Source organism: Sporosarcina sp. HYO08 (assembly GCF_001563475.1).
In the GTDB taxonomy this organism is placed as follows: Bacteria; Bacillota; Bacilli; order Bacillales_A; family Planococcaceae; genus Sporosarcina.
This window is the reverse complement of record NZ_LPUT01000027.1, coordinates 321,172-333,046: the sequence shown is the minus strand read 5'-3', so window position 1 is coordinate 333,046 and position 11,875 is coordinate 321,172. Positions and strand designations below refer to the sequence as shown.

Here is an 11,875-nt window from a genome sequence, read left to right as displayed (position 1 = left end):
GTGAATCAATCAATGACAGGATGTAATCACCATTCGGATCACGGCTTGGAGATGCAGAAGTTATGCATCTCCATTGTACCGATTTTTAATCATTTAACACCTTCGGAAATGAACGAAATCGTAAAGGAAACGACATCTGTTACACACTTGCGGGGTCAAACGATTTACCACGCAGGTGATCGATCAGAAGGTCTTTATATCGTCCATAAAGGACGGGTGAAAATTTATCGATTATCTGACAATGGCAAAGAACAGCTCGTGCGAATACTAAAACCTGGCGATTTCACCGGTGAACTATCGCTGTTTAGTGAATCGGTTCATAATGCTTATGCAGAAGCGTTAGGGCCTGTAGAATTATGCGTCATGGGGCGAGAAAACTTCCAAGCATTTTTACTCAAATACCCAGCGATTTCGTTAAAAGTACTCTCGGAATTCTCTGCACGACTAGCGAAGACCGAAACACAAGCAGCCCGCATTGCCATGGAAACGACAGACGCAAGGGTTGCGATGTATATCGCAGATCTGGTGGAAGAGCAAAAAAGCAACATCATTCAATTACCAATGAGTCGAAAAGACATCGCCTCGCATCTTGGTACGACGCCCGAAACGGTCAGCCGGAAGCTTACGGACTTTGAAGAAGCTGGCTGGATTCGGCAACGCGGGAAACGCGAGATCGAGGTTTTGGACTTAGATGAACTTTTATTAGTTTGAGCTTTCCCAATGACGGTTTTTCACACTCAATTTTAATTATTCCGACAAGTACTTCCATTTATCACGTCCATATGCTACACTAGTCCATGAAATGATAACTTCATAGAACTGACCATTAGGGGAATCCTTTTAAAGGACTGAGAGAGGAGTGCGACTCCGATACCCTTATTACCTGAACAGGTTTGAACCTGCGGAGGGAAGTGGCGTGTCTTTCATATTTTAAGGAATAAACTCATGACAGACCACTTTCCAAACGCGGAAAGTGGTCTTTTTCGTTGCATAAGGGGGAATGTCATGAATTTAATCGCTGTGACGGACGACAAGATGGAAACTGCACAACTTGTTGACACACTTTGCGCGATCGAACCATCAATCGATGCCGTCATCTTACGAGAAAAGTCAAAAACAGATGCTGAAGTGATTGAATTGATCCAAACGGTAAAACGTTCGGGCTTTGATGCATCAAAGATTATTGTCCATAGACGTCCGGACGTCGCAACCATTGCAGGCATCCAAAAAGTGCAGCTGCCCGGTCATGGTTTGCCGCTCAGGCTCGCCAAAAAACAGTTTCCAAGTTTGTCGTTTGGCAGATCTGTCCACTCCCTTGAGGAAGCGGAAGCTGCCTATAACGACGGAGCAGATTGGGTGCTTTACGGGCATCTTTTTGCAACAGGTTCAAAAGAAGGATTGCCGCCGCGAGGAACGGAAGAACTTCGCCGAATCGCTGGCTCGCTGCCAATTCCCGTTTATGCGATTGGCGGAATCAAACCGAAACACCTTTCATCTTTACAGCAAATTGGCGTAGCAGGTGTCGCCGTCATGTCTACCATTTTTAGAAGTGATGAACCGGACGAGGTTGCATCCTCATACAAGGAGGGCTCCTATGCCACAAAACGTTGACGTTGTCATCATTGGCGGAGGCATAATCGGGTGTAGTATCGCCTATTATGCCGCGAAAGCGGGCCTTTCTGTCGTACTCGTTGAAAGTTCCCAAATCGCACAAGGTACTACTTGTGCCGCTGGCGGCATGCTAGGGGCGCATTCCGAGTATTTAAATGACCAATTTTACTCATTCGCACGCGAAAGCCAGGTGCTATACGAGGAGTTCTGGCGGGAATCGGGCATTGACATTGCCTATACAACGGGCGGCATTGTCCAATTCGCTCAGTCGAATGAGGAAAGAAAAGCACTTTCCCGTTGGCATGATGCCGCTTATCTTTCACCTGAACAAATTCAGGAACGCATGCCAAGCGTCTCCCCTCCTGCATTTGGGGGTTATTTATTCCAAGAGGATGTGCACGTCCATCCCGAGAAAACTACACGAGCATTTTGTCAATCAGCAGAACAACTGGGCGCAACCATTTTACGGAATAGCCAAGTCGACGAAATTGAAACCATTCGTGGAGGTTATCGGGTTTTAGACTGGAATGCTAAACATGTTGTCATTGCGGGCGGCGTGACAAGCGGGATGCTAATTCCAGGACTACAAATGACAGCAGTGAAAGGCCAATGCATGCAGCTCGATGGAATGGGGATGCGTTTGCCGTATACGCTTTTTCACCAAGGATGTTACATCGTACCCCGAACGGACGGAACGCTTGTCGTTGGCGCAACGATGGAACCCGGCGTGATGGACTTAGACACGACGATTGCTGGTCATTTCGCCTTGAATGATATTGCAGAACGATTCATTTCCGGTCTTTCCGGTTTTCCAGTTTTGAAACGCTGGGCCGGGCTCCGTCCAAAAACGGTTGATGACTTACCTTATATCGGGCGGGTGCCAGGAAAAGAAAATATGTATGTTGCGGCTGGACACTTCCGCAACGGCATTTTATTGGCGCCTGCAACAGCTTGTCTCATTCGTGATTTGATGATTGGAATTGAAGTCGATACAGAACGGTTGGAAACATTTGATCCAAAAAGGGGGATTTTTCATGGAACGCGTTATCGAGTTGAACGGCAATCAGTATGATGTGCCTGTCGAAGTAGGGAATGTACAAGAGTTGCTTGGTCATCTTGAACTTGCAGATCGAATCGTCATCGTAGAAAAGAATAGAAATATCCTTTCTAAAGATGCATTCGATCAGCCAATCAAGGACCGTGACCAAATTGAAATCATTCACTTTGTAGGAGGAGGATAAATATGCTTAAGATTGGTAATAAAACATTCAACTCTCGTTTACTTTTAGGAACAGGAAAGTATCCATCATTTGAAATTCAAAAAGAAGCAGTACGCGTTTCGGAATCGGAAATCTTAACATTTGCAGTGAGACGGATGAATATTTTCGAACCAACGCAGCCGAATTTCTTGGAGCAGCTTGACCTTTCGAAATATACGCTCTTGCCAAATACGGCGGGTGCAAAAACAGCGGAGGAAGCGGTGCGCATTGCACAGCTTGCGAAAGCGTCTGGCCTTTGTGACATGGTGAAAGTCGAAATTATCGGTTGTGACCGATCTTTACTTCCTGACCCAGTGGAAACACTTCGTGCGACAGAAATGTTGCTGGACGAAGGGTTTATCGTTCTACCGTACACATCCGATGACGTTGTACTCGCGCGTAGGCTATGTGAAATGGGCGTCCATGCGATCATGCCGGGTGCAGCACCCATTGGATCAGGCCGCGGCATTTTAAATCCGCTGAACTTGTCCTTTATCATTGAACAATCCGAAGTGCCAGTCATCATCGATGCGGGCATCGGCTCTCCAAAAGACGCGGCATATGCGATGGAGCTTGGCGCAGACGCGGTGTTGTTGAACACGGCGGTATCTGAAGCAGATGATCCAATTAAGATGGCGCAAGCGATGAAATTAGCGATTGAAGCAGGAAGACTTGGCTACGAAGCGGGCCGCATGCCGGAGCGCGATTATGCGGTGGCAAGCAGCCCGTTAGAAGGATTGGTTCCAAATTGAGCAGCAGTAAATACTCGCGCCAAGAACTTTTTGCGCCTATTGGTGAGGAAGGACAAAAACGAATCCGCGAGGCAAAAGTTTTTATTCTCGGCGCAGGAGCTCTCGGTTCATCTGGTGCAGAAATGCTTGTCCGGGCGGGTGTTGGGCAAATTACAATCGTGGACCGGGACATTATCGAATGGACGAACCTTCATCGCCAACAGCTCTACACAGAACAAGACGTGGTTGATCAATTGCCAAAAGCGGCGGCTGCGGAGCGACGACTCAAAGCGATTAATAGTGATGTCGACATAACAGGCATCGTGACCGATGTGACACCACAGAATATTATGGAGCTAATCGATGGACATGACATCGTTTTGGATGCGACAGACAACATTGAAACAAGACTCATTGCAAACGACGCTGCATTGAAGCTCGGTATCCCCTTCTTCATGGGTGCCTGCGTTGGCAGTTATGGCCTTACTTTCCCAATCGGTATTCAAGACGATCAACCGTGTCTCCATTGCTTGTTGGAAGCGTTGCCTTCCCAAACGATGACATGCGATACGGTCGGCGTCATTAGCCCGATTGTTGTAACGACCGCTGCGCGGCAAGCTGCGGATGTGTTGAAATATTTAACGGGTGCCGATTTCGAACCGAAGCTTGAGTCCGCAGATTTGTGGACAGGCGACCGTGCTTCGATGAATGTTGCAAGTATGAAAAAAGCAGGTTGCCCGAGCTGTTCAGAAAATGCAGTCTATCCATTTTTATCTGCCCGTGAATCGATGCGGACAGCTGTGCTTTGCGGACGTGAAACCGTACAACTATCCTGGCCGGAAGGAAGAACTTTCGATCCGTTAGCATTTGCGGAATCCATTCATGGTACAACAACGAATTTAGTAAAGAACGAGCATCTAGTTGCTTGTGAATACAAAGGGCATCGCGTCGTTCTGTTTCGAGATGGCCGCATGCTCATCCACGGGACAAAAGAAGTTGTTACAGCGAAGAAAATTGCAGCTGGGTTATTGGGGTGAATAAAAAACGCTTGGGGTACAATTTTCCAAGCGTTTTTATGTTACGTTTCTACTTTCCTTTTATTTAACAAATAAAAAACAATCGCTAGTAGAACTTGAATGAGCGGAAGAAAGATTGCCCAAGGAAACGGCGGATGCGCACCTATGAACCAAGCAATTGGAAAAAGCAAGATTGCACTAATTAGCATCGGGATCGACGAACGCCTTATGAGGGCATATATAAATGTAATGACGGATCCTAAAAGCAGTGGATAGAATAAATTTAAAGTACCCAACAAAAGACCCATAATTTGTTCCACATGTAACATCCCCCTTCATTCTGATTCGACCACCACTTATTCTTAAAAAGCACCTGAGCCGCCCCCTCCTCCACCCGTGCCGCCTCCGCTACTTGAGGAAGTTGTTGACGAACCACTCGCATCAATTGAAGCATTTGTATTTGCGTTGTTGAAGGATGAAGAAATATCAACAGGATTGTAGACAATCGGACTCCCCACATTTCCTCGCCGCATACGGTTTTCTGCATCAGCAAATTCCTTAAAAGCTGTTCCGAGATTTTGATCTTTCATGCCAATTCCATATGTATACGCACGGAGCTTATCAACCATCGGCAATCGATTCCATTCTTCCATATTTAATTCCTTAAAAATGGCCCGGAACTGTTTCCACTCCTCTACGATTTGAATACCTCGTTTATTTTTCGGGTGATAAAGCGCCGCAAATCCCCCCATCGTTAGTGCAAATACAATCGCAAGCGCCATATACAGAAAAAGTTCATACCAAGCAAATGGGATCGCTACTACACCCACTACGACAGCAAGAAAAGCAATCATCCACCGGAATTTAGCACGGTTCTCAAACAAATCCTGCGACTTCACTTCCTCCGCAATCGCTTTTCGCCAGGATGCCAATGCCAAACTATACGAATGATGATTTGTCTCTTTTTTCGTATACGTTTCTAAATCTGCAATATCAAAGTAAGTACGGTCCCCTATTCTATCGAATAAAAGGGCGATCAGCACTTGTTCATGAGAATGCGTCACATCGCGATTCACCAACTCGAACTGCTGCTCGGTCAATTGCTTTATATGCCCTTTTCGAATGAGATCCAATAGAGCTGCGGCAGTTGTTTCCGGTGTTAACTGCCCAGCCTTTGTGAAGAAAATTGTTGCAGGAATACTCATTTTCTGTTCCGGAATAATTACACCGGTACGCTGAATTTTATCCCGAATCGCTTGCCTTTTTCGTCGTCCTACGACTGATACACTACTAAACAAAGCAACTAGTAAAATACCAACAGCCGTTATGCCAATCCCTCCAACAACTGCTACTTGTTCTTTGTTAGCAGCATAACGCCTTTCTTCTTCCGCTAAGCGGTTGGATTCTTCTATCACTTTACTGCGGATTGTCCCATTGCTTTCTGCCATTTTCGGAAACAACTTTGGCTCATAAACGACTCGGATATCACCATTTTTACCTGCCGGCACTTCCCCCATCAAAAACATAACGGAACCGTCCGACGTAAGCACTCCTTTGTCGTAAGCCGTATCGTAACCAATAAACAATGCCTTGTTCACCGCTTGAGGCGGATGAATCGTTATTTTCATATTGCCGTAATCGGCTTCATTGCGATTGTCAAAAAATGGCCAGTAAAACTGCGCACCATCCTCATATTTTTCCATCCCGTTCTGAATTTGATAATGCAGCTCAATCGTTACAGTTTCATCTTTTCCCTTTCGATGGATTTTATAGAGACCTTTTTTTGATTCGACGGCTAAGGCTTTGCCATTTTCCGATGCAGTAAACCGGTCAATTTTCGCGCCTTTTTTTGGAATGATTTCGCGCGTAATGCCATTGAACTTCCCATCAAACACGTATGTATGTTTTTCGATGACGTCAACCTCTCCATTCGTCTGAAGATACGCATCTATCGTTACTTCTTTTATCGTAAAATCGACTGCCAATGTCTGGATTGGCAATAGTAAAATTAGCATCAACATCAGCGGTATGATTTTTCTCCAAATCATCGCACTCACCCCTTTCTTTCTTTACGAAGGAAAAACGAATAAAGTTTCAAACTATTTGTCTTGCCGCGTAGTGCATTTCAGTCCTCCATTCTAGTAAATCACTTGTGAAATCATACCAGTTACCGAAAACAACAAGACAAGTATGATGAAACAACATACAATTTACATACAAACTACTTTATTCAAGAAGAAGGGAATGGCAAGTGTATTGATTCTGATGCAAAAGGGGGGATTGAATTGAAGGTGTCACTTAGGATCGACAGTCAGCTCGAGGACACGAAGGTGACGATTGAGTGTCCAGAATTGGATGATTCTGTGCAACAGCTGCTAGATTTCATCAAAGAAAGGGAAACAATATTTCTAATCGGGAGTAAGGGGAATATGCAACATATCTTAAAGCCGTCTGTGATTCATTACTTTCATTCGGATAAAGATGGTGTGCTAGCTGTTACTCATGACGGTACGTTCCGATTAAAGGAAAAGTTATATGAGCTTGAAGAAATGCTGCCTAAGAGTAAGTTTTTAAGACTCTCTAAATCGGTCATCGCAAACCTTCATGAACTAAGTCGATTCGAAGCATCTTTTAATGGCACATTATGTGTGTATTTTAAATCAGGGGCGAAAGAATATGTCACTCGCACGTACGTCCCTTCCATTAAAGAAATATTAAATATGAACAGGAGGAAAAACAATTGAAAACTTTTTTATTTCGCAGTGTCATCGGTATTTTTTTCGGTGCATTCCTGGCTGTTGTCGCTACAAACTCCTTTGTGTATTTTGGCGGACAGGACGTTCTTGACGGACAATTATTTTTGAAAAACTCCCTCGGCTTCATTTTTTGCGGCTGGTTTTTCACGGTAAGCCCGCTCTATTTTGAATACACACGTTTAAAGCTATCTCAACAAACTGCACTGCATTTCATAACAGTCGTTGTTCTCTATTTTACCCTTGCATTCGGTATTGGTTGGATTGAATTTACCGTTAGAAGTTTCTCCCTCGCACTTTCATTATTTATCCTTTGCTATATCCTATTCTGGATTGTTTTCTACCTTTATTTTAGACATCAAGCCAAAAAACTGAATGCACAACTGCAAGAGCTATAAAAAAACTGCACAACAGCCTGTTTTAAAAGGCTTGTGCAGTTTTTCTATGAATGTAAATTCCCCCATAATCGCATGGCCATATAAATTGCTACGCCCCAGACGACGAGCGCAGAAATTTTATTCAACAATGCCATCAGCTTTCCGCTTGAATCGAGCTTGCCAAAAAGTTTCCCCGCAAGTGCCAATCCCAAAAACCAAAGCCATGAAACAATAATTGTCGTTACTGTAAACGCCACCCGCATGTCCCCGGCATAATTTAGCGCGTTTGACCCGATGACGCCAATCGTATCAAGAATAGCGTGAGGGTTTAACAATGAAACCGATGCCGCGAAAAGGATTTGCTTTTTCGGGGTGAAACGCTCACCGTCTAGTTGCACCGAGGCAGCATTGCTGCGCCAAAGCGACCAGCCAATGTAAAGTAAAAATACAATTCCTATACTAAAAATAATGTTTTCAAGCCAGCCAAATGTGAGTACAAGAAGCGAAACGCCCGACACCGCCGCTACGATTAAAAGTGTATCGCAAATACCTGCCGTAATTACGACCGGCAACGCACGGGAAAATCGCGGCTGTAAAGCGCCTTGGTTAAAAACAAAGACATTTTGCGCTCCTAACGGCACAATGAGTCCAAATGCTAAAATGATTCCGTGAACAATCGCTGCTGCCAACAATCCCACCCTTTTCCCCATATGGATAAAGCCGCATCCAATCGTGCGATGCGGCGCTCGTTTTATTTAGTCTTCTGTAAAATAACGACTTTTAAATAGTTAAACTCCGGATAATCCCGCGGTGTGCGGAAATCTTTCGGAAGAGATGACTCTTCTAAAATTTTATACGACGAATTAGATGCCTTAAATGCCTGGTCGATAAATGATTTAAACTTCTTCATCCCGAAGCTTGCATTGTTTGTGGATGCAACGATAACGCCATTTTTCTCCGTGATGGCAATCGCATCTTGAAGCAATGCCGGGTAATCCTTCGCTGTGCTGAACGTATATTTCTTGGACCGCGCAAAACTTGGTGGATCCAAAATGACAAGGTCAAATTTCAGTTCGTGACGTTTGGCATACCGGAAATAATCGAAGACATCCATTACTTTAATGTCTTGCTGTTCATAATCAATGCCATTGACACTAAACTGCTCAATCGTTTTTGGCAAACTGCGTTTCGCCAGATCGACGCTCGTTGTTTTGACCGCGCCACCAAGCGCTGCCGCCACAGAAAACGCGCCCGTGTAAGAAAATGTATTTAGTATATTTTTTCCTTCCGAATAGTTATTACGAATCGCCTTCCGCACATCCCGCTGATCTAAGAAAACACCCGTCATCGCACCGTCATTTAAATCGACTGCGAAGTTCATGCCATTTTCTTTTACGATGATCGGAAAATCTCCTTGCTCACCTTTGACGAAGTCGTCCTGTTCGATGTATTGACCTTTTGTGTCAAAGCGCTTTTTCTCATAGATCGCTTTATATGAAACAATTTTATCCAATACACCATAGACATGATGCTTCAGCGAATAAATGCCAGCGCTGTACCAGCTCACCATGTAGTAGCCGTCAAAATAATCGATCGCCAACCCGCCAATGCCATCGCCTTCCCCATTAAATACACGGAAAGCTGTTGTTTCTGGATCCGCAAAGAAAGATTCGCGACGAGCGAGTGCCGCCGCAATTTTCGATTCGAAAAAGGCGAAGTCAATTGCCTCGTCTTCTTTTCGCGTCAATACCCAGCCGATTCCTTTGTTTTGATTGCCGTAATAGCCTTTCGCCACAAACTTTCGGTAACGATCAATAAGACGGATGATGCTGCCTTCTTCACGAAGCACTTCCGGATTCATCACTGCCTCTTTGAGAATTAACGGATAACCCTTTTTTAAATCGGCAATATTTTTAGCATTTACTTGTACATCAATCGTTTTAGTCATTTTGTCATCCTTACTTCGTTATTTTCTTTTATTATCGCATGGTTTGATAAGATTTGCGAAAATAAAAACGAAGCTAGTTCTTTAGTAAGGTTCGGGAGTACAACAATCCAACTACGCCGATGATGATAAATAAAACAGCCCGAACAAGGATCGATATACTCGCCAAATCGACGATGAATAACTTGAGAACACTAATCACAATAAGCACCGCACCACTATTTTTAACAGCCTTCCAATTCATCTTCCCGCCGATGCTGATCGATAGGAAGGCAAAGGTAAACAGCAAGAATGTATGCACCAACAGGGTATATTCCCATTCCCAGTTATAAGCAATTGTGACAGCGAAGTACCATTTGTTCAGGAAGATAAAATAGATCACTTGCATCAAAATCGCCAACAATGGAATCCGTAGCTTTTCACTTGAAAGATAAAAAGAATCTTTCAAAATCGATAGAAATAAAATCGTCAATGCAATCATATAACCAATTTGTACAGTTAAATTGAACGGGAAATTGCCGCCGTGCATGTAGCCATAGGGTGCTGTACTCGTCGGGATCAGTAACAGTCCTAACAGGAGAAATAGCAGAACCGCCGTATGCGTCAAGTAAATTCCCTTTTCCCATTTGTGAAAAGCGTACATTCCACACAGCACAATCATCAGGACAAGGTAACGGATATGAGATGCCGTTTCAAAATGCAAGCCAATACCTTCAACCCATATCCCTGTCAGCTTGGTGACATAAACAAGCACGATCAATTGACCAACAACCAAACTTTGATTGATTCGAACTATTTTCCCCTTGAGAAAAGCGGGCGGAAATTGATACAGCGTGTAATAGATCCAAAGCATCGTATATAAGAAAACGATCCACACCGCATGTTCCCACGTCCAAAATCCATAGAATTCCGTGTCAAACAAGACTGCCATAGCTGTAAATAAATAAATGATTGAACTCGCAATGATTGTACGCAATGTCGCAAAACGTAAACCTACCCATAATCCAACCGTTCCGTTAACGAGAAGGAGAATAAGCTGTACATAAGCATTTTCAAAATCGAACGATAGGAGAAAAACCGTTACGGCGAACACCGCCACCGCTGTTAGTACCCCACGTAGCAATTCTTCCTTCTTTCGAAATGCGTATGCTGCAAGCGCAACATAGAGGAGGGCAAATAGTCCATACACGACCACTTCCTGCGGATCATCAAGCCCCTTAATCCAGCCGATCGTAAAAACAAAATTTGTATACAGAAGCGCTTCTGAAAAAACAGTTCTTGAGATACTACCTTTCAAGTAAAAGAATAGCAATGCCATATGTTGAATGAGTACCGTCCCAACAAGAATGGATTCATCCCCATCTGTAAAATTCAATACCGCATAGGCGAGCAATGTCAGATGGAAGAACATAAATGTGACGTAAAACGTGTATTTATGTCGTTGACTGAGCGATACATAAAACAAGGACAGGAATAGTAGAAGGATGTATAAACAAAATTGGATCGACGTTGCTCCTTCTCCCTCCAACAGAAAAGGTAGCAAAAAGCCTGCAATCGCCGAAAACACCGTCAATGTTTCTGACTTGGTCTTCTTGGATAACCATAAACCTGCGCCAATGTAAGCCACACCGACGACAAACGCCACAGTAAAAGGAAAATACCCATACAAATAATGTGCCGCAAATGTCGTCAAAATCCCAAGCGCAATAACCCCACCGAGCAACGTTAAACCAAATCCCTTTCTCCCGCCGCTAACATAACGCATTCCAAGAAAATAGAGCAAAGCCGTACCCGCATAGCCCAAAACAACACGCACCGGATTCGTGATAATCCCGTGATCCATTCCGACCTTTAGGCCCCAGAGCACCCCAAGGAGTAAAATGAACATAAACACACGCGGCAGCCAAATGCCCATAGTCTGTTCGAGGTTGAACTCTTTTTTCGGCAATGGCTTCGTTTGGACGGGTTCCTTTACTAACCGATCCGGCTTCCTTGCTGCAATAGCTGGTTTTGGTTTCCTAGTGATGATGGAAGGCCTAGGCTTATCAACAGGCGGTGCCTCTTGGACTTGCCGTTCTGCCAGCTGTTGTTTTAGCAAGCGAACCTCTTCTTCTAGAAGGGCCATTCGTTTCAAAAGGTTCTCCATTTCCTCATTCAACTGCATCCCTCCAATCCCTTTCCGT

The 11,875-nt window shown here is 44.3% G+C and carries 13 protein-coding genes and 1 riboswitch; of the genes, 8 read left to right on the top strand and 5 right to left on the bottom strand.

Features of this window, described 5'->3' with window-relative positions:
- Positions 1–12 precede the first annotated feature (12 nt).
- The 6 genes from AU377_RS10925 to AU377_RS10900 all read left to right on the top strand — a co-directional run bounded on the left by AU377_RS10925 (position 13) and on the right by AU377_RS10900 (position 4,638).
- Positions 13–711, top strand: coding sequence for a Crp/Fnr family transcriptional regulator (locus tag AU377_RS10925; RefSeq protein WP_067407790.1), 699 nt, complete (start codon positions 13–15; stop codon positions 709–711).
- 107 nt (positions 712–818) lie between these two features.
- Positions 819–927: riboswitch (TPP riboswitch) on the top strand.
- Between the two features lie 78 nt (positions 928–1,005).
- A complete protein-coding gene (locus AU377_RS10920) occupies positions 1,006–1,611 on the top strand; it encodes a thiamine phosphate synthase (protein WP_067407789.1) in 606 nt (201 codons plus the stop codon).
- The gene (gene thiO / locus AU377_RS10915) at positions 1,595–2,683 is read left to right on the top strand and encodes a glycine oxidase ThiO (protein ID WP_067407788.1); all 1,089 of its coding nucleotides are present in this window, start codon (positions 1,595–1,597) and stop codon (positions 2,681–2,683) included. Before AU377_RS10920 ends, thiO begins: the two co-directional genes overlap by 17 nt.
- Positions 2,646–2,852, top strand: coding sequence for a sulfur carrier protein ThiS (thiS, locus tag AU377_RS10910; RefSeq protein WP_067407787.1), 207 nt, complete (start codon positions 2,646–2,648; stop codon positions 2,850–2,852). The genes thiO and thiS overlap by 38 nt, the downstream gene beginning before the upstream one ends.
- On the top strand, positions 2,849–3,622 hold the full coding sequence (locus AU377_RS10905) for a thiazole synthase (RefSeq protein ID WP_156450430.1): 774 nt from the start codon (positions 2,849–2,851) through the stop codon (positions 3,620–3,622). The genes thiS and AU377_RS10905 overlap by 4 nt, the downstream gene beginning before the upstream one ends.
- Positions 3,619–4,638, top strand: coding sequence for a ThiF family adenylyltransferase (locus AU377_RS10900; RefSeq protein ID WP_067407785.1), 1,020 nt, complete (start codon positions 3,619–3,621; stop codon positions 4,636–4,638). The genes AU377_RS10905 and AU377_RS10900 overlap by 4 nt, the downstream gene beginning before the upstream one ends.
- A gap of 41 nt (positions 4,639–4,679) precedes the next feature.
- On the opposite strand, the gene AU377_RS10895 is transcribed toward AU377_RS10900, so the two are convergent.
- Together AU377_RS10895 and AU377_RS10890 are read right to left on the bottom strand one after the other, a co-directional pair.
- Complete coding sequence (locus tag AU377_RS10895) at positions 4,680–4,937, bottom strand: hypothetical protein (protein WP_067407784.1); 258 nt, start codon at positions 4,935–4,937, stop codon at positions 4,680–4,682.
- A gap of 42 nt (positions 4,938–4,979) precedes the next feature.
- Positions 4,980–6,665, bottom strand: coding sequence for a DUF2207 domain-containing protein (locus AU377_RS10890; RefSeq protein ID WP_067407783.1), 1,686 nt, complete (start codon positions 6,663–6,665; stop codon positions 4,980–4,982).
- A 237-nt stretch (positions 6,666–6,902) separates the two neighbouring features.
- Between AU377_RS10890 and AU377_RS10885 the strand changes: the two genes are divergently transcribed.
- Together AU377_RS10885 and AU377_RS10880 are read left to right on the top strand one after the other, a co-directional pair.
- Positions 6,903–7,361 (top strand): LytTR family DNA-binding domain-containing protein, encoded by a 459-nt coding sequence (locus tag AU377_RS10885; protein ID WP_067407782.1) that lies wholly within the window; start codon positions 6,903–6,905, stop codon positions 7,359–7,361.
- Positions 7,358–7,768, top strand: coding sequence for a DUF3021 domain-containing protein (locus tag AU377_RS10880; RefSeq protein WP_067407781.1), 411 nt, complete (start codon positions 7,358–7,360; stop codon positions 7,766–7,768). The genes AU377_RS10885 and AU377_RS10880 overlap by 4 nt, the downstream gene beginning before the upstream one ends.
- A gap of 44 nt (positions 7,769–7,812) precedes the next feature.
- Here the strand turns inward: AU377_RS10880 and AU377_RS10875 are convergent, their stop codons facing one another.
- From AU377_RS10875 to AU377_RS10865, 3 genes are all read right to left on the bottom strand, one after another.
- The gene (locus tag AU377_RS10875; protein WP_067407897.1) at positions 7,813–8,436 is read right to left on the bottom strand and encodes a LysE/ArgO family amino acid transporter; all 624 of its coding nucleotides are present in this window, start codon (positions 8,434–8,436) and stop codon (positions 7,813–7,815) included.
- A 62-nt stretch (positions 8,437–8,498) separates the two neighbouring features.
- Positions 8,499–9,695 carry a class I SAM-dependent rRNA methyltransferase gene (locus tag AU377_RS10870; RefSeq protein WP_067407780.1) on the bottom strand — a complete coding sequence of 399 codons (1,197 nt, stop codon included), beginning with the start codon at positions 9,693–9,695 and terminating at the stop codon, positions 8,499–8,501.
- A gap of 73 nt (positions 9,696–9,768) precedes the next feature.
- A complete protein-coding gene (locus AU377_RS10865) occupies positions 9,769–11,850 on the bottom strand; it encodes a DUF2339 domain-containing protein (RefSeq protein WP_067407779.1) in 2,082 nt (693 codons plus the stop codon).
- Positions 11,851–11,875: the final 25 nt, after the last annotated feature.